Genomic DNA, 21,547 nt, shown 5'->3' on the forward strand with positions numbered 1-21,547 from the left:
GAAGCGGCGGAAAAGCCGGAAGGCGAAATGGATATAGCGAAGCAAAAGGCGGCGGCAGCAGCCAAGGCGAAGGCAGCCGCCGCTGCCAAAGCGAAAGCGGCTACTGCTGCGAAGAACAGGACTGCTGTAAAGGAAAGCGAGGAAGTTAACACCCCTAGCGAACTTTCCCCAAATCAGTCGAAACTCGATCAAATCGTTTCTGCTATTGAGAGCCATGTAGGACAAGGGGCATTATTAGAGCACTATATTAATAGATTATCAAAAGATGTGCCCACTATAGTGGCTATTCCGGATACATATTTCTCAATAGCAAAATTTCTGCGGTACGATGAACAGCTTAACTTTTCGTATTTATCGGAACTTCATGGTACGGACTTTGAAACCCATATGGAAATCTATGTACATTTACATTCATTCAAAATGAACCAATCAGTTGCCTTGAAGGTGAAACTTGATAGGGATTCTCCCGTTATTCCATCATTGGTCCCATTATGGTCAGGAGCAAATTGGCCAGAATGTGAGGCGTATGACTTATTAGGTATTAACTTTTATGAACACCCTGATTTAAAGCGGATTTTACTTGGTGAGGAATGGAAAGGGTATCCCCTTAGAAAAGATTATCAGCCTTATGATGTGGAGGTGTAAGCCCAATGTTAAGGACGGAAGAAATGCTTCTCAATGTCGGGCCGCAGCATCCGAGTACACATGGTGTTTTTCGGCTTGTCATCAAGATTGACGGTGAAATTATAAAAGAGGCAACACCTGTCATTGGGTATTTGCATCGCGGTACGGAAAAACTAGCGGAAAATCTGCAATATACACAAATAATCCCATATACCGATCGGCTCGATTATCTAGCGGCAATGACAAATAATTATGTGCTTTGCCATGCTGTTGAGACAATGATGGGGGTGGAGATCCCCGAAAGGGCAGAATATTTGCGGGTTATTGCAATGGAATTGGGCAGAGTGGCAAGCCACCTTGTCTGGTGGGGTACATACTTGCTGGATATAGGTGCCACGAGCCCTTTCCTATACGCATTTCGAGAACGTGAAATGATCGTTAATTTATTGACTGAATTGTCAGGGGCACGCCTTACATTCAATTATATGCGTGTCGGGGGCGTGAAATGGGATGCTCCTGAAGACTGGATTGCGAAGGTTGCCGAGTTTGTCCCTTATATGAGGGAGCAGCTTGCCGGTTACCATGAGCTTGTGACAGGGAATGAAATCTTTGTTAATCGGGTTAAAGGGGTGGGCATCTATACGAAGGAAGAAGCCCTACAGTATTCGCTTAGCGGTGCCAACTTAAGGTGTACAGGTGTGGAATGGGATTTGCGAAAAAATGAGCCATATTCCATTTACGACAGGTTCACCTTTGATGTTCCTACAAGGGAAGAGGGTGATGCCTTTTCACGCTATCACTGTAGAATGGAAGAAATCGAAGAATCACTGAAAATCATCGAGCAGGCGGTTGAGCAATTTCCAGAAGGGCCGATCCTTGCTAAGGTCCCTAAAATAATAAAGGTTCCTAAGGGTGAAGCATTTGTCCGAATTGAATCGCCAAGAGGGGAAATAGGCTGTTATATCGCGAGTGAAGGGAAAAAGGAGCCATACCGCTTGAAATTTCGCAGACCTTCATTCTATAATCTGCAAATTCTTCCGAAATTATTGGAAGGGGAAAATATGGCGAACTTGATAACGATATTAGGTGCAATCGATATCGTTTTAGGGGAGGTCGATGGATAAATGATCAAGGATCTTCTCCACTCAGCTCCAAGTCTACTGAATTTTGGCATTTTTTTTGGTTTGGCAGTCCTGCTCCTGTTCGTCGTATTAGGGTTTGTGACATATGGAATTCTTTCAGAGCGAAAAATCATGGGGTTCATGCAAATGCGTGTCGGCCCAAACCAAATTGGGGGGAAATGGGGTCTCTTGCAGACCGTTGCTGACGTTTTGAAACTTCTGATCAAGGAAGATACGATACCCAAAAAAGCTGATAAGCCGTTATATATTTTAGCTCCGGTAATTGCTTTTGCTCCTGCTTTCATGGTCCTTGCCACCTTGCCGTTCACCGATGCCTTCCAATTTGCGGATATTGGTGTCGGACTGCTTTATTATATTGCGATTTCCGGCATATCGACCATCGGCATCGTCACCGCGGGTTGGGCATCCAATAATAAATATTCTTTGATTGGCGGGATGAGGGCAGCCGCGCAAATGATATCTTATGAGATCCCATTGGTGATGTCGCTAGTGGGGATCGTCCTCCTAACAGGCAGTTTAAACTTGAATGATATAGTTGCAGCCCAGGAAAAGGTTTGGTTCATTTTTCTTCAGCCGATTGCGTTTATCGTGTTTTTTATTGCAGCGGTTGCCGAGTTGAACAGGGTTCCTTTTGACCTTCCGGAAGCGGAATCCGAACTTGTTGCAGGCTATCATGTTGAATACTCTGGATTTCGATGGGCTTTCTTTATGTTATCCGAATATGTGTATATGTTTGCAATGGCAACGCTAACCACTGTATTATTTTTAGGGGGATGGAATTCTATTCCGTTTTTGGATTTTATTCCGGCAGCCATCTGGTTCGGTCTGAAGTTCAGTGCCGTATTCTATGTATTGGTCTGGATTCGTGTAACCTTTCCTCGTATAAGGGCCGATCAATTGATGGAATTCGGATGGAAAGTGCTGCTTCCGGTTGCATTAGTAAATATATTTTTGACGGCACTAATAAAAGAATTGCTTAACCTTTTTTAGAAACATAAGCTGGTCGGAAAGCGAGGGATTTATATGCTTGGTTTAGCAAAAGGTTTAACCTATACATTAAAGAACTTGACGAGGAAAAAAGTGACCTATGACTACCCGAATGAGCCGCTTCCGCTCCCTGACCGCTTCCGCGGAATCCAAAAATTCTATCCTGAAAAGTGTATTGTATGCAATCAATGCGTGACGATTTGTCCAACGGATTGTATTCAATTAACTGGTAAGAAACATCCTGACCCATTGAAAAAAGGGAAAATCATCGATACGTATGACATCAATTTCGAGATTTGCATTTTATGTGATTTATGCACGGAGGTCTGCCCTACAGAAGCGATCGTGATGACGAATCAATTCGAGCTGGCAGAGTATAGCCGTGATCATCTATTTAAAAATCTGGAATGGCTGGATGAAAATGATGAAAATATCCGGAAGGTGAATAAAGTATGAGTTTGTCGGGTGAATTAATTGCCTTTATTGGTTTGGCACTCGTCGCGATATTAGGCGGGGTGCTGCTGATTACCTTAACAAAAGTGGTGCACATGGTAATTGCACTTGTCTTTACTTTCTTGGGCATTGCAGGCATTTATATGTTGCTTTCGGCCGAGTTTGTCGCCATTGTCCAAATCCTTATTTATTCAGGGGCAATCACGATCGTGATGCTATTCGGGATTATGCTGACAAAGCACCAGGAAAATGATGCACCCGCTAAAGGGGGCTGGGGGAAATTCTCCTTGCTCGCAGCGATTGCTGGATTCGCCGTGGCGGTTTATCTGGGGATTTATAATCTGGATATACCTGTACAGCCAACGGCCTTGCATGAGGAAAATACAAAGCAAATAGGAATCGAACTTTTTTCAAAATATGTGATTCCATTTGAAGTGATGTCGGTACTCCTGCTTGTTGCTTTAGTCGGTGCCATCGTATTGGCTAAAAAAGATGATGAGGAGGGAGATCGATCATGACGGGAGTTCCCTTGTCGGCTTACCTTGTATTGGCACTCGTTTTATTTTGTATAGGGCTGTATGGGGCATTGACGAAAAGAAATGCGGTCATTGTTTTGATTTCGATCGAGCTGATGCTGAACGCTGCGAATATCAATTTAGTTGCCTTCAGTAAGTTCGGGGTAACGCCATCCATTACGGGTCAAGTTTTTTCCTTATTCACGATTACGATCGCTGCGGCCGAGGCAGCTGTAGGGCTGGCTATACTAATGTCCCTTTATCGCAATCGGAAGACGGTCAATGTTGATGAAATGGAAATAATGAAGAATTGAAGGTTTATATAAATGAAGAAGGGGATTTGATACGATGATGGAGCACGCATGGCTCATACCGATCTTTCCACTCGTCACGTTTCTGGTTCTGCTTCTATCAGGCGGGCGGTTGCGGGAACGAGGGGCTTTTATAGGAATAATATGTACATTGGCTTCGTTTGTTTTATCGTTGCTTGTCCTGACAGAGCGATTTAAAGAACCTACTTATAATATATCGATAGATTGGCTTTCCTTCGGAGGGACGCAACTTACAGCCGGATTCGAAATCAATCAGCTTAATGCCTTGATGCTTGTGATCGTTTCCCTTGTCAGCCTGCTTGTCCAGATATATTCGAAGGGGTATATGAAGGGTGAAGTGCGATTCTCCATTTTTTATGCTTATCTGGGCTTCTTCACCTTTGCCATGCTTGGTCTAGTCATGGCACCCAATTTATTACAGCTTTATATTTTCTGGGAATTGGTCGGGGTGGGTTCTTTCCTGCTCATCGGGTTTTACTTTTATAAACTGGAAGCTAAGGCTGCAGCGAAGAAGGCATTCATCATGACCAGGATTGGGGATGTAGGGCTCTTAATCGGCATCATTCTTCTATTCTGGGAAACAGGCAGCTTTGAATATGGAGAGATCTTTCAAGCCGTTCAATCGGGCATGATATCAAGTGGAAAACTGACTTTAATCGCTATTTTGATTTTTATCGGTGCGGTTGGGAAGTCTGGACAATTTCCACTTCACACATGGCTTCCGGATGCAATGGAAGGCCCCACTCCGGTTTCCGCATTGATACACGCAGCAACCATGGTTGCTGCAGGGGTTTACCTGGTGGCGGCCATGTTTCCGTTATTCATGGCTAGTTCTGCTGCGATGCAGGTCGTAGCAATAACAGGTGGAATTACAGCCATATTTGCCGCAAGCATTGCCATAGTGCAAAAGGATGTTAAGCGTGTATTGGCCTATTCGACAATCTCTCAGCTTGGTTTTATGATGCTTGCTTTGGGTACTTCGGGATATGTAGCCGGGGTGTTTCATTTAATGACCCATGCCTTTTTTAAAGCATTGCTGTTTTTGGCGGCAGGCAGTGTTATTCACGCTATACATACACAGGATATGGAAAAGATGGGCGGTCTATGGGGTAAGTTGAATTGGACTGGGCCGCTGTTCTTGACTGGCACTTTGGCGATATCGGGGTTTCCGTTGCTCTCGGGTTTTTTCAGTAAAGATGAAATTCTGATGGCTGCCTGGGAGAATGGTAGTTATATATTGTTTGGTCTAGCGGTGGTTACCTCCTTTTTAACTGCGTTTTATATGTTCCGGCTGTTTTTCATGATGTTTGCAGGCGATTCGCGCAGTCAAGTAAAACAGGTCAAGGAATCACCATCCATCATGTTAATTCCGATGCTCGTATTGGCTTTGCTTGCTGTAATCGGTGGGTATATCCAAACACCGTGGTTTGGAACTTTCCTTGGGGAGTGGCTTGTGGAGGGTAATGAAACTCTTCTAGGTGCCAGCCATAGTGAGGGTCCCGTTTGGATCATGTTGATGGCTGTGCTTGTATCGCTGGCCGGGATATACCTTGCTTATATGATATACGCTAAAAAGAAGTTACCTCGGGAATGGCTTGTCAAAGAAAACTCCGGGGTATATAGGGTTTTGGAAAATAAGTATTATATAGATGAGATTTACCACCTTACTGCAGGTTATGTAATCAAAGGCTTCAGTATATTCCTATCTTATATTGAAAGGTTCATTATCGGTGGCCTGGTTTCCACTGTAACAAGTTCAATAGAAGGATTGGGGAAAATAGGGTCTAAACTGCAAACGGGACAGGTACAGCAATATGGCATGATAGCCTTTCTGGGACTTGCGGTACTGTTGGTGATTTTTGCAGTGACTGGGGGGTATCTAAGATGAATGTCTATTTGCTCTCGCTTTTAGTGTTTTCACCGCTGCTGGGCATAGTGATGGTTGCCCTTATGCCGAAAAAAGAGGAAAGGACCATTAAACAATTTGGCTTTTTCGGAACACTGCCTCCCCTTTTCCTCTCGTTCTTTCTATGCAGCCAATATTATTCGGGTGTGGCCCTATCCTTGTTTGACATTAAGTTGAATTGGATCAGGTTTGGGAACTTGGAGATGTATGATCCCAAGCTCTTCACGGTTGACTTTGAGTTGGGTCTGGATGGATTAAGTCTCATCTTCATATTACTGACAACAATCATTTCATCACTGGCTGCAATCGCCTCCATTTATATAAAAAAAGAATGGAAAGGGTATTATTTGTTATTTTTGATCCTGGAGATCGGAATGCTCGGTGTCTTCACGGCAGAAAATTTGATCCTTTTTTTCATCTTTTTTGAAATGACATTGATTCCTGCGTTCTTTTTAATTGGTAGATGGGGTTTTCTGGAGAGGGAGAAAGCTTCTTATAGTTTTCTGATTTATAATGGCATTGGTTCGGCCGTTTTATTGGTGGCCATTTTGATTTTGTTTGCCAGGACAGGTACGACTAACATTGCGGCATTGACACAGATGATGACAATGGGCGGTGTTTCGCTTTTTGCACCCATATCCGGTTCGATGAAATATGGTTTATGTCTCGCCTTTCTCGTTGCATTTGCGATAAAGCTGCCCGTCTTTCCCTTTCACAGCTGGATGGTGCGGGTCCATGCTGAAGCACCTCCATCCATAGTCATGATACATGCGGGTGTCCTATTGAAAATAGGGGCATACGGAATCATCCGGTTTGGAATGGGGATATTTCCTGAACAATATAAAAGCCTGGCCTTTACCATTGTCCTGTTTGGGGTCCTCAGTTTTTTATATGGTGCATTTCTAGCGCTGGTACAAATGGATTTCAAGCTCGTTTTAGCCTACTCGTCAATCTCACATATGGGTATCGTCATGATGGGGCTGGGAGCCTTGAATGAAGCGGGCATTCAGGGAGCTATTTTTCAAGTCATCTCACACGGGCTAATTGCCGCTTTATTGTTTTTCCTGGTGGGAGTGTTGTATGAGCGGACGGGAACCACGATGCTTCCTAAGCTTGGGGGATTGGCCAAGTCGATGCCGATTTTTTCAGGGTTTATGTTAGCTAGCGGGATGGCTTCACTCGGTTTGCCTGGCATGTCCGGTTTCATCAGTGAATTCATGGTATTTCTTGGCTTATTCAAAAGTCAGCCGTTCCTTGCGGCAATAGGGGTGATCGGGCTGGTATTAACCGCAGTTTATGTACTGAGGGCGGTCATGCTGATGACTTTCGGAAAAAATGATAGCTTGATAGAAACAGAGAAAAGGGACCTTAGGAGCTGGGAGTTTTTGCCGGCATTGGTTCTTCTCGGTTTGATAATAACTGTCGGGGTATATCCAAATTTGTTAGGCGGGCCTCTTCAAGGAACGATTGAAGCCATGATGCTAGCTCTAGGGGGGCGATGAAGGATGGATTGGAACACGATGCTTTCTTATGATTGGGGAGCGATGATGCCGGAATTCATCATCCTTGGAACGGCCATGTTTCTTTCGATATTGGATTTATTCTGGCCGAAGCACTTTAATCGGAGAAAACTGGCATGGCTCGCGTTAACCGGAATCATTTTGGCATGTTTGTCACTGATTAGCCTGCTATCCTTTGAGACAGTCAGTATCTTATCCGATACGTTTCGTTTAGATTCATTTGCAAAAGCCTTTAAGTTGCTGCTTTTATTCGGAGCGGCCCTAATCATCCTTCTGGCTGAAGGATATGAACCGCAAGAGGGGCTTCGGGAGCACCGGGGGGAATTTTATTACCTGTTCCTGACCGCTTTGCTTGGAGCGATGGTCATGTCCTCAAGCGGTGATTTGATAACGCTGTTCGTTGGACTGGAACTTCTTTCACTTTCATCTTATATATTGGTCGGAATACGCAAGCATGATCGGAAGTCCAACGAAGCGTCCATGAAGTATGTGATAAACGGAGGCATTTCCACAGCGATCACTTTATTCGGAATGAGCTATTTATATGGAGTGACCGGTTCCGTCAATCTAGGCGAAATGAGCCGGACGATGGCTGCAATGACGGACGGCCAGCTGCAATACATTATGGGACTCGCTTTCTTCATGGTATTTGTCGGTGTATCCTTCAAGATAGCTGCCGCCCCATTTCATATGTGGGCGCCGGATGTCTATGAGGGGGCACCGACACCGGTCACAGCCTTCTTGAGTGTAATTTCGAAAATGGCGGGTTTCATCATCATCCTGCGCATTTTTCTCTCGTTGTTCCTAACAGCTTCCGGTGATACGTTCGGAGCGCTCGACTTTTTGGAAAAAAATAATATCTATATAGCTTCATTGGCGGGACTGACGATCATCATTGGAAATGTGGTTGCGTTAAGGCAGCAAAATTTAAAACGATTGTTCGCCTATTCAAGTATCGCCCATGCGGGTTACCTGCTTGTAGCGGTGGCAACATTGGGCGGGGGATATTTCCTGCTGGATACTGTCTGGTTTTACCTAATGGCTTATGTATTGATGAATATAGGTGTATTTGCAGTCATTCAGCTGCTCTCCAGTCAAAGTGGGTCAGAAGATATTAGCATTCTCGCGGGGCTGGGGAGGAAATCACCGTATCTTGCCTTGGCATTCACCGTATTTATCCTGGCGCTTGCTGGAATTCCCGGGACGACAGGTTTCATTGGCAAACTCAATATTTTTCTAGGAACCTTCATAACGGAGCCTGGACATTTTGTCCTTGCGGGAATCATGATTGCAGGAACCATTGTTTCCTATGTGTATTATTTCGGATTATTGGTGCAGGTCTTTTTCCGACCCATTCATTCGGAGAAGATCATTAAAATTCGTCCGGGTCTTTACGCCGTGTTGATCATTTGCGTGATAGGCACCATTCTTTTCGGGGTGGTGCCAAATATTGCCTTTGATTTTATTCATGATCAATTTGGCGAATTTACAGACTTTATTTCGAGTAAATGATATAATGCCTGTATCAGAGGCTTGTTCCATTGGATCAAGCCTCTATTTACAGTTTTAAAAGATATTTTGCAATTCTTCCTTTTAAATTCCAAAAATGCAGGGGTTTTGTGTTAGAATAGAATTTGGGTGTCTTTTAGGAGGTATGTACATGTTTTCAGCAATGGGACAGCAGGCTTTAACAGGGATTATTGCACACTTGTTTTTCATCGCAGTTACCTGGTGGGCTTTACAGGCATTACATTTTGATAAAATGTTAAGATCCAATTCGGTCATCAAGGCCAGGGTTTTATATATTTTATTAACTGTTGCCATCGGTTCAGTTGTAAGTAATTTCTTCCTCGACTACCTGGGATTTGCAAACCAACTTCCGTATATGTTTAGTAATGACTGATAAGCTGTAAGAGTTTTCTTATAGCAAAATATGATTCTACTCTTGTATTCGCTTTTGCTTCCTGCCAGTTTAAGGGGAAGTTGTCACCAATTGTCGGAAAACTTGAAGTATGATCTCTCTCCTTGTGGAAAGAATGTGTAAAAGGGGAGGGATTTAACATGTATTTTTTAAATAAAAAAATGTTAACATACATAGTATTTCTCGGTTTGACGGTGATTTTAATTGGGAATAGTACGATTGTGGCAGAAAGTAAACCAGATATAGTTAAATTGGTGGGACTGTTACAAAAAGATGAAGATTTGGACATAGGGGATTGGTCTGTACTCACTAGAGAAATAAATAAAGAGATTATTACAACTAAACAAGAGTTTGAAAGCGAAGTTACAGCTTTAAAACGAAAATACCCTCAATTTCAATGGCACCGGAAAGATGATGCTTCCGGCTGGAAGGCTGAGGCGTTAACTTACAATGTCGATTCAGGTCTGACCGAGTCTATCAAAATAATGACAACGGAAGAGAAATTTGATAAAGTTACCTATGTTATTTACGAAGTGAAGGGGAAAGAGTGGAAGGAAGCCAATGCGGCATTTTTTACTGCTATGTTCCAAAACAGGGTGAATGACCTATTTATAGGAACTCCTTCAATTTTTTCTTGTATTAAAGGGTCTATCAATGATAATATGGATTCGGTTTTAAACTCTAAAACTGAAGACCTGTTAGATATGTTCCAAGCAAGGGAAATTGAAAGTGTGCATGAAACAAACTTTACATCTATATCTGCACATTCAACATTGTTTAAACAACCATTGACAAAAGAAAAATTAAATTTGCAGTTTGGGCTACGGACAGAAGGATTGGGTGACCGAACGAACTTTGTAGTTGGCACACCAATCATAACGTTTGAATATTAATATAGAGAAAATGGACGCGGAGGGGAATACTTTTGGAAAAAATCATCGTCCGCGGCGGAAAAAGGCTTAGCGGGACAGTTAAAGTAGAAGGTGCTAAAAACGCCGTTTTGCCAGTTATCGCTGCAACATTATTAGCAAGTGATGGGAAAAGTATCATTAAAGATGTTCCTACGCTCTCCGATGTATATACAATCAATGAAGTATTGCGCAACTTAAATGCAGATGTTGCCTTTCATGACAATCAAGTAACTGTAGATGCATCAAGAGAGTTATTAGAAGAAGCACCATTTGAATATGTACGTAAAATGAGAGCTTCGGTTTTAGTGATGGGCTCATTATTAGCAAGGAATGGCCGGGCCCGCGTTGCTCTTCCTGGTGGCTGTGCCATCGGATCACGTCCTATCGATCAGCATTTAAAGGGCTTTGAAGCGATGGGAGCAAAAGTGAAGGTCGGCAATGGTTTCATTGATGCCGAGGTAGAAGGCAGACTTAAGGGTGCAAGAGTGTATCTTGACTTCCCGAGTGTGGGTGCCACTGAAAACATCATGATGGCAGCAACACTTGCTGAAGGTATAACTATTCTTGAAAATGTGGCCAAAGAGCCTGAAATTGTAGATCTTGCGAATCTCCTTAATAAAATGGGTGCCAAAGTCAGAGGTGCCGGTACTGGTACGATGAGAATCGAAGGTGTCGATAAATTATATGGCACTGAACATACGATTATACCTGACCGTATCGAAGCTGGTACATTCATGACTGCGGCCGCTCTTACTGGCGGCAATGTTCTTGTTCAAGGAGCTGTACCTGAACACCTTACTTCCCTTATTGCTAAAATGGAGGAAATGGGCGTTAAAATTCTTGAAGAAGAAGATGGATTACGCGTTATCGGTCCAAAAACCTTGAAGGCCATTGATATCAAAACAATGCCGCATCCTGGTTTCCCGACTGATATGCAATCGCAAATGATGGCATTATTACTGCGTGCTGAAGGAACTAGTATGATTACGGAGACCGTTTTCGAAAACCGTTTTATGCATGTTGAGGAATTCCGTCGCATGAATGCCAATATTAAAATCGAAGGTCGTTCCGTTATCGTTAATGGACCAACTAACATTCAAGGTGCTGAAGTAGCTGCAACAGATTTACGTGCCGCGGCAGCGCTCATCCTGACTGGATTGGTTGCAGATGGCATTACACGTGTTACAGAACTGAAGCATCTTGACAGAGGGTACGTGAATTTCCATGGCAAATTGGCATCCCTAGGTGCAGATGTGGAACGTATTAACGAAGATGTACCTGCTGAAACAAAAAAAATTGCAGATTTAAACGCATAAATAGCTTATAGAACCATTCACGTTCGAGTCATTGAACCGTGAATGGTTTTTTTGTCTTGTTCCGGATTCATCAACTACAGTTAAATAGATGTCGTTTTTCTATTCATAAAAGCTTGTCCCTCGACATACATTTGTTATGTAAAGATACCTGCTGGATACGATTATATACGGCAGAGAAAACAAGTGTAGGGAGGCTCAGGAATTTGAAAGCAATCAAACCGATGATCGTACTATTCATAGCAGTAGCATTCGTAATTATCATGATTCCGGCAGTGCTTGTGCTTCCATTTTCAAATGATAAGACTAGTGGGCAGTTGACCGAACAATTAGAAAAGAAAGTGAAGAATGAGGGTAAAGAGGTAGCTGCAAATGAAATGAGTTCCGTAGAAGTTGCCGTTTACCGGACATCTGCAAAAAAGATTGAAAAACTGCCGATTGAATCGTACTTGACTGGTGTGGTTGCGGCTGAAATGCCAGCGGATTTTGAAGAAGAAGCGCTGAAGGCTCAAGCATTGACAGCGAGAACTTACATTGTCAATCAGCTTATAAGCGAAAGTCGATTGGGCTTGCCGGATGGTGCCGATGTAAGCGATACGGTCATGCACCAAGTTTATAAGAATAATGATGAGCTGAAAAAACAGTGGGGCTCTGATTATAAATCGAAGATGCAAAAAATTAACAAGGCTATAAAAGAAACTGCGGGTCAAATTCTAACCTATGAAGGAAAACCGATTACTGCCACTTTTTTTTCGACCAGTAATGGCTACACGGAAAATTCCGAGGACTATTGGCAAGCTGATTATCCCTATTTAAAAAGTGTATCCAGTCCGTGGGATAAAGAAGAATCACCAAAATTTTATAATAAAGTTGTAGTGGATACTGCCGATTTTGAAAAAAAACTGGGTGTAAGCCTTTCTTCGGGAACATCAATAGGGACTGTCATTGAAAGAACATCAGGTAATCGCGTAGGTGTAGTGGAAATCGCAGGAAAGAAAATGACAGGAAAACAGATTCGTGAGAGGCTCGGGCTGACATCATCCGATTTTGACTGGGAGCGTCAAGGCAACCAGATTGTCATCACGACAAAAGGATCCGGACACGGAGTTGGAATGAGCCAATATGGTGCTAATGGCATGGCCAGGGAAGGTAAAACCTATGAAGACATCGTGAAATATTATTATAAAGGCGTCAAAGTTCAGTCTTCAAGTAAGTGGCTGAATACGATGACAGCAAAAAAATGAGAGATGGGGATCCCCATCTCTCATTTTTTTGCGCTTAATTTTACTATAATGGTCAAAAAGCCCCGTTCACGCTTGAAATAATGATATTGGACATGGAAATAGACTGCTGCTACTCCTATGATATCTTTAATGACATCTATTAAGGTAGAGGAGCGGTATGGGACGAAAGATTGGTGGTATTCATCAATAACTCCGTAAAGGCAAGCCACAAGTGCCGCCAACAGGCTTAAACCAGGCTTCAGTTTTTGGTTTGCAGCAAGGGCGGAAACTAATAATATATACAAAAGGGCAAATTCGACCAGATGAAGTGCCTCTTTGATAAATCGGTCAATAGAGGATGAGGGAAGATCAAGAATCATATCATCGGGGTTGCTCGACATTATCCAAATGGCAATCATATATAGAAATGGCAATAACGTTAACACAAGTTTAAAAGTTTTTTTCATGATTTAAACATCCTTCAACAGTAAGATACCAAACATTTTACCATTCTACGAATAAAATCGGTTTCATTTCCACAAAATAAATCTAAAAAATTTTTTTCTTGAATGTATATAATCTTAACAAAATGTTCAGAATGATTGCTGAGGTGATTAATATGAGAGAGGAAGAAAAGAAACCAACTTCCACAATCCGACGTATACTAAAACAACGTTGGGCATTATCAGCAATCTATATCGCAAGTGCAGCCATAATCTTAGCCGCGGCCTTCTTATTACAAAATAGTTTTGACGATTCAGCTAAAGATGGCAAAGAGGAATCAGCTGAAACAGGAAAAAACTATGGTGAGCCTTCTGTAGAGGTTAATAGTAATCTTGAGACAATCAAGATGCCTGTAGCCGATGCAGACAAAACGGTTATCAAGAAACAGTTTTATGATGTGAATGCGGATGAAAAGGCACAAGAAGAAGCATTGGTATTCTACAACAATAGATATGAGCAAAACAAAGGTATAGACATTGCAATGGAAGATGGAAAGACTTTCGATGTAAAAGCTTCCTTAAGTGGAAATGTAACGAAAGTTCAAGACGATGCGTTACTTGGAAATTTAGTTGAAGTAGAGCATGAAGATGGCGTTGTTACCCGTTATCAATCTGTTAAAGACATTAAGGTTGCAGTCGGTGACAAAGTGAAACAAGGACAAGCAATTGCAAAAGCTGGAAAAAGCCAAATCAATGAAGAGGCTGGCGTACATGTTCACTTCGAAATCAGAAAAGATAACATTGCGTTAAACCCACTTGATTTTGTTGATAAACAAGCTTCTGCGATTCAATCGGCAACTGAAGCCGAAGGCAGCGAACTTGAAGATTCAGCTAATAAAGAAGAAACACCTGCAGTCGAAGGGTCTGAAGCCGATAAAGAAGAAACACCTGCAGTCGAAGGATCTGAAGCTGATAAAGAGGAAACTCCTGCAGTTGACGAAACTGACGAGAGCACTGATTTAGAGAGTGGCACTGATGAGGAAGGCTCTGTCCCTGGTGAAGATACAACTGAAGAAAGCGATTCCTTAAAAGATTCGCTAAATCAATCTAATTAAGATTAAGATTTTTAATAAAATCAAAACAAAAACCTAGAGCGTTACGAATGACAACAACTGAAAATTTGGTAAAAGGAAGCCGTTCACTTTGAACGGCTTCCTTTTTTTTTCGAGGAAATATTGGCCAATATGCTGAAACCTTTGAATTTCTGACAAATTTCTCGGGAAATAATTTACGTCTAATGAAAATAAATAGATGAAAATCAGAAATAAATTCAAACCTCCTGTCCCATTAGGCATATATTCTTAACCAAGCTAATAAGATGTTATAAACCATGCAAAGAGAGTGTTTGAGGTGAGGAATCGTTTATTACAAATTATCTAATAGGTGAATAATTCTATCTTTCATTGTTTATAGGGCAGCGGTATTCGATTCGAAAAATACGAATCTCATTTCACACTTCTCACATCCAATTTGGGGAGGTCGAGTGGTGTGCACGATTACATCAAAGAAAGAACTATCAAGATAGGAAAGTATATCGTGGAAACTAGAAAAACAGTCCGCGTCATTGCAAAAGAGTTCGGAGTCTCTAAAAGCACGGTTCATAAAGACTTAACTGAGAGGCTGCCAGAAATTAATCCTGATTTGGCTAACGAAGTGAAGGATATATTGGATTATCATAAATCCATTCGCCACCTTAGAGGTGGAGAAGCGACAAAATTAAAATATAAACGTTCTGAAAGAGAAGAAGAAATCGTTAAATGATACTTGAATCATTCCGGTAATTGGAAGTGAATCGGGCAATCGGGGACTGAATAAGGGGACATGAAAGTGAATGTCAGCTTTTTTCTTAACCTTGATTGCGGTTCCATGCCGGGATTTTTTTATGGGGAAATGCGGAAAATTTAGTACATAAGGCTTCGATTATTTTTACATATTGGCAAAAAAGGGAATAATAGTATTTATTAGTGTTTATTTATAATTCATACTTACTTGTGTCAATGCAATATGGTAAAATAAACAATTAGGACAGAAGTAGGTTATATGTGAGGATATTCAAGGAGGATTTAAGAAATGTTTGCTAGAGATATTGGGATAGATCTTGGAACAGCCAATGTTCTTATACATGTCAAAGGTAAAGGAATTGTGTTAAATGAGCCTTCGGTAGTTGCGATTGATAAGAATACGAACCGTGTTCTTGCCGTCGGGGAAGAAGCTCGTAAAATGGTAGGCCGTACTCCAGGAAACATCATCGCAATCCGTCCTTTAAAAGACGGTGTCATTGCGGATTTTGATGTAACAGAATCGATGCTTAAGCATTTTATCAATACATTGAATGTGAAAGGCTTCCTTTCAAAGCCTAGAATTTTAATCTGCTGCCCGACCAACATAACAAGTGTTGAACAAAAAGCGATTAAAGAAGCTGCTGAAAAAAGCGGCGGAAAAAAAGTATTCCTTGAAGAAGAACCAAAAGTGGCTGCAATCGGTGCCGGTATGGATATTTTTCAACCAAGCGGCAATATGGTCGTAGACATTGGCGGGGGTACAACGGATATTGCCGTCCTTTCAATGGGGGATATCGTTACATCTTCTTCTATCAAAATGGCCGGTGACAAATTCGATAATGAAATTTTACATTATATCAAGCGGAAGTATAAGCTTCTGATTGGTGAACGTACAGCGGAAAACATTAAAATTCAGGTTGCAACAGTCTTCCCTGGTTCCCGTAATGAAGTCATCGATATTCGTGGACGAGATATGGTATCAGGATTGCCTAGAACCATTTCGGTCAACTCGGAAGAAATTGAGGAAGCTCTTCGCGAGCAGGTTTCCATCATTGTACAAGCTGCAAAAAGCGTACTTGAGCGGACACCGCCAGAACTTTCTGCTGATATCATCGACCGCGGCGTCATTTTAACAGGCGGAGGAGCATTGCTTCATGGGATTGATTTACTCCTTGCTGAAGAGCTTAAGGTCCCAGTACTCGTTGCCGAGCAGCCAATGGATTGTGTAGCAATCGGAACCGGTATCATGCTTGATAATATGGATAAATTGCCACGTCACAAATTCAACTAAAAAGCGGATCGAAATCCGCATCATAAGATAGGGGTCTAAGGTTCAGACAAACGTGAGGCATAGTGAAAGTGCGTGCAGTTCTAGTACAGATGAGCAATAGGCCCTCTTCTTTTAATCGAGAATTTAACACCATTCCTTTAAATCTGACCTAGCCTACGATATAGACAAATTCTTCTTCCTAATGCTGTCCCTTTTCCTTAAGATACTGACGTTCATGACCGATAAGATAGATAATGAGAAATTGAACGGGATATGTTATGTAAATTGAGGAGTGAAGAAGATGTTAAGAGGTTTTTATACGGCTGCTTCCGGGATGCTTACACAGCAAAGGCGCACAGAATTGCTCACAAACAATTTGTCCAATGCGAATACAACAGGGTATAAAGCGGATCAAATGAGTGTAAGGTCTTTTCCGGAAATGCTTATCAGCAACATAGAAGGCAAAACGGTTCCTGCGGAGAATAAATTGAATTTTCCTGAATTATCCCAGGTCGGGGGGCTCAGTACTGGGGTTTACGTACAGGAGGCAAATCCTTTATTTGCCCAGGGCACATTGGAGGAAACCCAGCTTAATACGGATATTTCCTTGGTTGATGAAAATCTTCCGATCAATGAAGAAACCGGTCTGCGAGGGTCGGTGTTTTTTACTGTTCAGGATGGTGATGGTGGCATCCGTTATACGCGCAACGGCAGTTTCACTCTAGATGGGCAAGGTTATCTGACTACGCCTTCTGGTCATTATGTATTGAACGAAAATAATGAAAAGATCCAGCTTGATGGCGATCAATTCACAGTAGCGGAAAAAGGTGTTATTTTAGAAGGAAATGTTCAAACCGCACGTATGGGCATCGGTTATTCGGATGATCCGTCATTACAGCTCATGAAGGATGGGGAAGGCCTGTACAAGGCTGTGAATGATAGGGATTTACCTAGCGCATACGCGGCTGCAGATGTCGGTTTTTCTACTAAGCAAGGCTTTCTTGAAGGCTCCAATGTTGACCAATCGAGAACGATGACAGAAATGATGTCGGCATACCGCTCTTTTGAAGCGAGTCAGAAGGTTCTTCAAGCCTATGATAAAAGTTTGGATAAAGCGGTCAATGAAGTTGGCAGGCTTTAATTGAACATTAGCAGAAAACCGCCTTTGGAAATTTGGACATGTAAGGGGAATATACATGAATCGTACCATGATGACAGCGACAAATACGCTGAACCAACTTCAAAGTAAAATCGACCAAATAGGTAATAATATCGCGAATGCAGACATGACTGCCTACAAAAAGACCCAAACGAGTTTCAATGACTTATTGACACAGAGTTTCAATAATCAACCGAGTGACACCAAGGAAAAAGGAAGATGGACCACACCTGGCATCCGGCAAGGAACAGGGGCTACGATAAGCCAATCTCATTTGGTGCTTTCACAGGGAGCCTTAAAGACGACGGACCGCAATCTTGATGCTGCATTCATCCGGGATGACCAATTCTTCACCGTAAGCGTTCCTGACGATAATGGGGTCAATACAAGGCTTACAAGGGATGGGGCCTTTTATTTATCTCCTAATGCTAACGCCCGAATGATGCTCGTTACCTCTGCTGGACATAAAGTCCTTGATGAAAATGGTGAACCGATCCTCATTGAGGGAAATATTAAAGACATTAAGATTTCGGAAAGTGGCCTATTGATAGTGGATACGGAAGAATATGGCGAAAAGAGTTTTGGGCTCGGAATCGTCTCGGTAAAGAAACCGCAATTTCTTGACCGGCTAGGCGGAAATTTACTTGGACTGCCCAAAAACTTTAATGCCTTGGGTGTTACTGAAGACGATATCATGACTGCATTAACAGGGGATTCCCGCAACCGGGCAGCAGTCCGTCAAGGGTCTCTGGAGTCATCAAATGTCGATCTTTCCAAAGAAATGACGGATCTAATCAATGTTCAGCGGTCTTACCAATTTCAATCCCGTGCTGTAACGATGGCTGATCAAATGAGCGGATTAGTCAATGGAATCCGTTAAGGTATCTGGTAAATAAAATGTCTCCCTGCGGAATTAGAGCAAATCGGTTATAATGTATTCATAACAAAGAGAATCATACGTGCCGATCATTTTGCATAGCTGCTGAATTTCTGGTGTATAGGGAAAATCAGTCGGCGAGTTTTCTTAAAAGGAGCTTTCACATTCTATATGGAACAAAATCGTGTAATGAGACAAGAAATTGAAGAAGAGATAAAGGAAGTTGAGGCGAAACCGAATCGTAGAATCAAGGTCCGTCTTTTGCCAATTTGGCTTCGTTTACTCATTGTTATCGGATTGATTTTCATTGCTGTATTATCCGGGGCACTATTAGGATATAGTGTGATTGGTGGAGGACATGCAATGGATGTTTTCCAAAAATCCACATGGACCCATATTATTGATATAGTGAACAAGGGCGCGTAGTTCCATGTTTTTTTGAAGTAGTTGCTGTCGTTATCGGATTTATATTACATGGCAACTACGCCTCTGTCTACATGACAGGGGCGAGTTTATGTTATGTTAGAATTATTTAAGTCATAGGAGGAACATGTATGCTTGATATCACACAAATAAAGGAAATAATCCCGCATCGATACCCATTCTTATTAGTCGACCGGATCATAGAAATAGATGAAGGGAAAAGAGCGGTTGGATTGAAGAATGTCTCAGCAAATGAAGAATTCTTTAATGGCCATTTCCCCGATTATCCAGTTATGCCTGGGGTTTTGATTGTAGAGGCTTTAGCGCAAGTCGGCGCTGTAGCCGTTTTGAAACAAGAAGAATACAAAGGGCGGCTTGCATTTTTCGCTGGGATTGATAATTGCCGCTTTAAGAAGCAAGTTAAACCAGGTGATCAGCTGCGTCTGGAAGTGGAAATAGTGCGTATGAGAGGGTCAATGGGTAAAGGGAAAGCAGTGGCAACGGTAGATGGAGAAACAGCATGTGAAGCCGATATCATGTTTGCCTTTGGTGACAAATAAGATCCATTTTCCACGAAAGGAAAATGGAATGTTTTAACTATATTTCTCGGAAAATGGTTTAAGGAATCGTGAAGCGGTGTATATATAAAGCACTGTATTGCTTTTTTAAAGCAAGAGCGGTTTTAGAACTTTCTATTCTCCCTTTGAAAGCCGGACATTTTATATGTCCGGCATTTTTTAATGATTAAGCAAAGCGAATTTTTCTTTTTAAATTTAAAATAGGGCGCAAGTTATTTTCACATTCGGGCAAAATAATTATTGATAAAGAAAGAAGGGAGGTTGCCAAAAATGATGAAGAAAATTTTTGCACTAATTGGGGGATCTTTATTATCTATTATGTTCCTTGCTGGATGTGGAACGAATGATAATGATAATGACAAAAATCCCGCACCAGAAGATGATAACAACATCATAGAAGATAATAAAAATGGTGTAAATGATAACAACGATGATAACGATATGAATGATAACGATGATGATGGAGTGCTTGATAACGACGATGATAACGACGATAATAACGTCAATGATAACGTCGATAATGATGCGGATGACTTGATTAAGAAAAAAGACGACAACAATAAGTAATTAGCAGAATGACAAAGACTGGCTTAGGTAAGAAGAGGATTTGTATCCTTATTCGTCTAAGTCAGTCTTTTTTATGTGCATTCGATTAGGGATGGGAATTAAGGGAAGGGTTTTTATTTATTAGTTGCTAATTTAGGCTTTGAGCGGATTTTTTGCTTGAACTCTTTTATTAATTCATCGCCGGATAGACCCTTTTGGACCAAATCTTCAAGAAGGAGTTCTGCATATTTGCTCCGTGTTTTTTGGATGTGGCCAACGAATAAAAGGCTATAATGGTTGCCCACTTTTCTTATTGTACGTAAAACAGTGTGGAACAAAGCCGGTTCATTGTCCTTTTTGGTAATGACTGCCTGGATATACACCTCTCCGTCTATATTGGGAAGTGAGGGTTGAAGCTTATTGAACTGATTTTCTTCTACAAAGGCTTCCAGTAACCATGTTCTGGCGTCGTTTTCTTTATTTATAATCAGTCCATCTGTTAATGCGATATCAATCAAGTTTAAATTTTCAGTAACAATTTGCAACGAGATCAATTTGAATGATTTCATCTAATTCCTCCGTTTCTTGCAAGAAAGAGCGGTATTACCTCTCTTAAACGTAAATTTTGAAATGGTACATATCGATTTAATCCTTTTAAAGGTAATTATATCATACTAAAAAAAAGTTCCTTAATGAAATGAAAACCCAACATTTGTCTAAATTATGAAGGATAGGATAAAAATTTGCAAAATATTTAATTTTGTTAACTATTCGTTTTTCACCTGATTTTAATCAATAAAAAATGATTTTGCATCAATCCAAACGGTTTTTTATGAAGGAAAATAGTGTAATAAGACCATTTCCTCCATTTTTTAATCAATGGAAGAAAGAGTATGATTAAAGCATATTAAAGAGGAAGGAGTGAAAAGATGATTAACCAAGTTACCCTTGTCGGCAGGCTTACGAAGGATCCTGAATTAAGATACACACCCGATGGCAAGGCTGTTTCCAATATCACGTTAGCAGTCAACCGGAACTTCCGTAATACTGACGGAAACTATGAGGCGGACTTCGTACAGTGTATCATATGGAAAAAGTCGGCTGAAAATACTGCTCAATATTGTAAAAAAGGTGCAACAATCGGCATAACTGGCAGAATACAAACAAGGAGATACGAAAATCAGGAGGGCAAATATGTATATGTAACTGAAGTGGTTGCCGAGAGGGTTCAATTCATTGGGTCTAAACAAAATGATGGTAAGCCCAAAGATTTTGAACATATTGGTTTATAGTGCTACGTGGAGGTTGGCATGATGGCGTGCTACAGGACGGAAGCAAGATGTAAGAGTGGGTTTATCCCGCCATGTGGTGACGACCCATGTGAAAACTTCTAATAATGAATAGCAGGGCAGATCAATTTAATGCTTACTACATTGGAAACAATAAAAGTATTTATATGACCATAATGAAAAATAAATGCACAGATATTCAGCACAATTTAGTGAAACTTGACAGTAGTATATAGATTATCTTTCATCCATTCATTCCCCAAAAGCTAATATA

At 41.4% G+C, this 21,547-nt stretch carries 24 protein-coding genes; 22 read left to right on the plus strand and 2 right to left on the minus strand.

What is annotated here, in order from left to right; all coding sequences use genetic code 11:
- The 13 genes from ACFX4I_RS24440 to spoIID all read left to right on the plus strand — a co-directional run.
- The coding region (locus tag ACFX4I_RS24440; RefSeq protein WP_377423650.1) for an NADH-quinone oxidoreductase subunit C at nucleotides 1-645 on the plus strand (645 nt) is incomplete at its 5' end.
- 5 nt (nucleotides 646-650) lie between these two features.
- The gene (locus ACFX4I_RS24445) at nucleotides 651-1,748 is read left to right on the plus strand and encodes an NADH-quinone oxidoreductase subunit D (protein ID WP_098371645.1); all 1,098 of its coding nucleotides are present in this window, start codon (nucleotides 651-653) and stop codon (nucleotides 1,746-1,748) included.
- Entirely contained in the window at nucleotides 1,749-2,756 is a 1,008-nt protein-coding gene (gene nuoH / locus ACFX4I_RS24450) for an NADH-quinone oxidoreductase subunit NuoH (RefSeq protein ID WP_377423653.1), read from the plus strand.
- Between the two features lie 33 nt (nucleotides 2,757-2,789).
- Nucleotides 2,790-3,209 (plus strand): NADH-quinone oxidoreductase subunit NuoI, encoded by a 420-nt coding sequence (gene nuoI, locus ACFX4I_RS24455; RefSeq protein WP_377423656.1) that lies wholly within the window; start codon nucleotides 2,790-2,792, stop codon nucleotides 3,207-3,209.
- A complete protein-coding gene (locus ACFX4I_RS24460; RefSeq protein WP_076368342.1) occupies nucleotides 3,206-3,724 on the plus strand; it encodes an NADH-quinone oxidoreductase subunit J in 519 nt (172 codons plus the stop codon). Before nuoI ends, ACFX4I_RS24460 begins: the two co-directional genes overlap by 4 nt.
- Nucleotides 3,721-4,035, plus strand: a complete 315-nt coding sequence (nuoK, locus tag ACFX4I_RS24465) for an NADH-quinone oxidoreductase subunit NuoK (RefSeq protein ID WP_098371643.1) — start codon at nucleotides 3,721-3,723, stop codon at nucleotides 4,033-4,035. The genes ACFX4I_RS24460 and nuoK overlap by 4 nt, the downstream gene beginning before the upstream one ends.
- Nucleotides 4,036-4,069: 34 nt before the next feature.
- Nucleotides 4,070-5,941, plus strand: coding sequence for an NADH-quinone oxidoreductase subunit L (gene nuoL / locus ACFX4I_RS24470; protein WP_377423659.1), 1,872 nt, complete (start codon nucleotides 4,070-4,072; stop codon nucleotides 5,939-5,941).
- Nucleotides 5,938-7,461 carry a complex I subunit 4 family protein gene (locus ACFX4I_RS24475; protein ID WP_377423662.1) on the plus strand — a complete coding sequence of 508 codons (1,524 nt, stop codon included), beginning with the start codon at nucleotides 5,938-5,940 and terminating at the stop codon, nucleotides 7,459-7,461. Before nuoL ends, ACFX4I_RS24475 begins: the two co-directional genes overlap by 4 nt.
- A gap of 3 nt (nucleotides 7,462-7,464) precedes the next feature.
- A complete protein-coding gene (nuoN, locus tag ACFX4I_RS24480; RefSeq protein ID WP_377423665.1) occupies nucleotides 7,465-8,991 on the plus strand; it encodes an NADH-quinone oxidoreductase subunit NuoN in 1,527 nt (508 codons plus the stop codon).
- A 148-nt stretch (nucleotides 8,992-9,139) separates the two neighbouring features.
- Nucleotides 9,140-9,382 (plus strand): DUF1146 family protein, encoded by a 243-nt coding sequence (locus tag ACFX4I_RS24485; RefSeq protein WP_034315776.1) that lies wholly within the window; start codon nucleotides 9,140-9,142, stop codon nucleotides 9,380-9,382.
- A gap of 158 nt (nucleotides 9,383-9,540) precedes the next feature.
- Nucleotides 9,541-10,293, plus strand: coding sequence for a YwmB family TATA-box binding protein (locus ACFX4I_RS24490; RefSeq protein WP_377423668.1), 753 nt, complete (start codon nucleotides 9,541-9,543; stop codon nucleotides 10,291-10,293).
- Between the two features lie 32 nt (nucleotides 10,294-10,325).
- A complete protein-coding gene (murA, locus tag ACFX4I_RS24495) occupies nucleotides 10,326-11,627 on the plus strand; it encodes a UDP-N-acetylglucosamine 1-carboxyvinyltransferase (RefSeq protein ID WP_034315774.1) in 1,302 nt (433 codons plus the stop codon).
- Between the two features lie 203 nt (nucleotides 11,628-11,830).
- Nucleotides 11,831-12,868 carry a stage II sporulation protein D gene (gene spoIID, locus ACFX4I_RS24500; RefSeq protein WP_377423671.1) on the plus strand — a complete coding sequence of 346 codons (1,038 nt, stop codon included), beginning with the start codon at nucleotides 11,831-11,833 and terminating at the stop codon, nucleotides 12,866-12,868.
- 20 nt (nucleotides 12,869-12,888) lie between these two features.
- Here the strand turns inward: spoIID and ACFX4I_RS24505 are convergent, their stop codons facing one another.
- Nucleotides 12,889-13,314, minus strand: coding sequence for a VanZ family protein (locus ACFX4I_RS24505; RefSeq protein WP_377423674.1), 426 nt, complete (start codon nucleotides 13,312-13,314; stop codon nucleotides 12,889-12,891).
- 152 nt (nucleotides 13,315-13,466) lie between these two features.
- Here ACFX4I_RS24505 and spoIIQ point away from each other — a divergent pair, with 152 nt between their 5' ends.
- From spoIIQ to ACFX4I_RS24545, 8 genes are all read left to right on the plus strand, one after another.
- Nucleotides 13,467-14,405, plus strand: a complete 939-nt coding sequence (gene spoIIQ, locus ACFX4I_RS24510; RefSeq protein ID WP_377423677.1) for a stage II sporulation protein SpoIIQ — start codon at nucleotides 13,467-13,469, stop codon at nucleotides 14,403-14,405.
- 433 nt (nucleotides 14,406-14,838) lie between these two features.
- Complete coding sequence (gene spoIIID, locus ACFX4I_RS24515; RefSeq protein ID WP_034315767.1) at nucleotides 14,839-15,111, plus strand: sporulation transcriptional regulator SpoIIID; 273 nt, start codon at nucleotides 14,839-14,841, stop codon at nucleotides 15,109-15,111.
- A gap of 309 nt (nucleotides 15,112-15,420) precedes the next feature.
- The gene (gene mreB / locus ACFX4I_RS24520) at nucleotides 15,421-16,422 is read left to right on the plus strand and encodes a rod shape-determining protein (RefSeq protein WP_214744185.1); all 1,002 of its coding nucleotides are present in this window, start codon (nucleotides 15,421-15,423) and stop codon (nucleotides 16,420-16,422) included.
- Between the two features lie 280 nt (nucleotides 16,423-16,702).
- Nucleotides 16,703-17,542 (plus strand): flagellar hook-basal body protein, encoded by an 840-nt coding sequence (locus tag ACFX4I_RS24525; protein ID WP_377423679.1) that lies wholly within the window; start codon nucleotides 16,703-16,705, stop codon nucleotides 17,540-17,542.
- A gap of 55 nt (nucleotides 17,543-17,597) precedes the next feature.
- The gene (locus ACFX4I_RS24530; RefSeq protein ID WP_377423681.1) at nucleotides 17,598-18,440 is read left to right on the plus strand and encodes a flagellar hook-basal body protein; all 843 of its coding nucleotides are present in this window, start codon (nucleotides 17,598-17,600) and stop codon (nucleotides 18,438-18,440) included.
- A gap of 168 nt (nucleotides 18,441-18,608) precedes the next feature.
- The gene (locus ACFX4I_RS24535; protein ID WP_098371633.1) at nucleotides 18,609-18,863 is read left to right on the plus strand and encodes a DNA-directed RNA polymerase subunit beta; all 255 of its coding nucleotides are present in this window, start codon (nucleotides 18,609-18,611) and stop codon (nucleotides 18,861-18,863) included.
- Between the two features lie 128 nt (nucleotides 18,864-18,991).
- Nucleotides 18,992-19,420 (plus strand): 3-hydroxyacyl-ACP dehydratase FabZ, encoded by a 429-nt coding sequence (gene fabZ, locus ACFX4I_RS24540; protein ID WP_034315755.1) that lies wholly within the window; start codon nucleotides 18,992-18,994, stop codon nucleotides 19,418-19,420.
- Between the two features lie 288 nt (nucleotides 19,421-19,708).
- Nucleotides 19,709-20,005, plus strand: coding sequence for a hypothetical protein (locus ACFX4I_RS24545; RefSeq protein ID WP_230303002.1), 297 nt, complete (start codon nucleotides 19,709-19,711; stop codon nucleotides 20,003-20,005).
- Nucleotides 20,006-20,118: 113 nt separating this feature from the next.
- On the opposite strand, the gene ACFX4I_RS24550 is transcribed toward ACFX4I_RS24545, so the two are convergent.
- Complete coding sequence (locus tag ACFX4I_RS24550; RefSeq protein ID WP_230303001.1) at nucleotides 20,119-20,553, minus strand: YwpF-like family protein; 435 nt, start codon at nucleotides 20,551-20,553, stop codon at nucleotides 20,119-20,121.
- Nucleotides 20,554-20,913: 360 nt separating this feature from the next.
- Between ACFX4I_RS24550 and ssb the strand changes: the two genes are divergently transcribed.
- Nucleotides 20,914-21,276, plus strand: coding sequence for a single-stranded DNA-binding protein (gene ssb / locus ACFX4I_RS24555; protein WP_283932394.1), 363 nt, complete (start codon nucleotides 20,914-20,916; stop codon nucleotides 21,274-21,276).
- The last annotated feature ends 271 nt before the right edge of the window (nucleotides 21,277-21,547 follow it).

This window comes from Peribacillus sp. YIM B13472 (assembly GCF_042788005.1).
In the GTDB taxonomy this organism is placed as follows: domain Bacteria; phylum Bacillota; class Bacilli; order Bacillales; family DSM-1321; genus Peribacillus; species Peribacillus simplex_E.

Bases quoted from the DNA above. Each gene is read 5' to 3' on its own strand.
- nuoN (WP_377423665.1), top strand. From the start codon at position 7,465: ATGGATTGGAACACGATGCTTTCTTATGATTGGGGAGCGATGATGCCG.
- nuoL (WP_377423659.1), top strand. From the start codon at position 4,070: ATGATGGAGCACGCATGGCTCATACCGATCTTTCCACTCGTCACGTTT.
- ACFX4I_RS24545 (WP_230303002.1), top strand. From the start codon at position 19,709: ATGATGAAGAAAATTTTTGCACTAATTGGGGGATCTTTATTATCTATT.
- ssb (WP_283932394.1), top strand. From the start codon at position 20,914: ATGATTAACCAAGTTACCCTTGTCGGCAGGCTTACGAAGGATCCTGAA.
- ACFX4I_RS24525 (WP_377423679.1), top strand. From the start codon at position 16,703: ATGTTAAGAGGTTTTTATACGGCTGCTTCCGGGATGCTTACACAGCAA.
- ACFX4I_RS24535 (WP_098371633.1), top strand. From the start codon at position 18,609: ATGGAACAAAATCGTGTAATGAGACAAGAAATTGAAGAAGAGATAAAG.
- mreB (WP_214744185.1), top strand. From the start codon at position 15,421: ATGTTTGCTAGAGATATTGGGATAGATCTTGGAACAGCCAATGTTCTT.
- fabZ (WP_034315755.1), top strand. From the start codon at position 18,992: ATGCTTGATATCACACAAATAAAGGAAATAATCCCGCATCGATACCCA.
- nuoI (WP_377423656.1), top strand. From the start codon at position 2,790: ATGCTTGGTTTAGCAAAAGGTTTAACCTATACATTAAAGAACTTGACG.
- spoIIQ (WP_377423677.1), top strand. From the start codon at position 13,467: ATGAGAGAGGAAGAAAAGAAACCAACTTCCACAATCCGACGTATACTA.
- ACFX4I_RS24550 (WP_230303001.1), bottom strand. From the start codon at position 20,553: ATGAAATCATTCAAATTGATCTCGTTGCAAATTGTTACTGAAAATTTA.
- ACFX4I_RS24485 (WP_034315776.1), top strand. From the start codon at position 9,140: ATGTTTTCAGCAATGGGACAGCAGGCTTTAACAGGGATTATTGCACAC.
- ACFX4I_RS24460 (WP_076368342.1), top strand. From the start codon at position 3,206: ATGAGTTTGTCGGGTGAATTAATTGCCTTTATTGGTTTGGCACTCGTC.
- ACFX4I_RS24445 (WP_098371645.1), top strand. From the start codon at position 651: ATGTTAAGGACGGAAGAAATGCTTCTCAATGTCGGGCCGCAGCATCCG.
- ACFX4I_RS24505 (WP_377423674.1), bottom strand. From the start codon at position 13,314: ATGAAAAAAACTTTTAAACTTGTGTTAACGTTATTGCCATTTCTATAT.
- ACFX4I_RS24530 (WP_377423681.1), top strand. From the start codon at position 17,598: ATGAATCGTACCATGATGACAGCGACAAATACGCTGAACCAACTTCAA.
- ACFX4I_RS24490 (WP_377423668.1), top strand. From the start codon at position 9,541: ATGTATTTTTTAAATAAAAAAATGTTAACATACATAGTATTTCTCGGT.
- ACFX4I_RS24475 (WP_377423662.1), top strand. From the start codon at position 5,938: ATGAATGTCTATTTGCTCTCGCTTTTAGTGTTTTCACCGCTGCTGGGC.
- nuoH (WP_377423653.1), top strand. From the start codon at position 1,749: ATGATCAAGGATCTTCTCCACTCAGCTCCAAGTCTACTGAATTTTGGC.
- nuoK (WP_098371643.1), top strand. From the start codon at position 3,721: ATGACGGGAGTTCCCTTGTCGGCTTACCTTGTATTGGCACTCGTTTTA.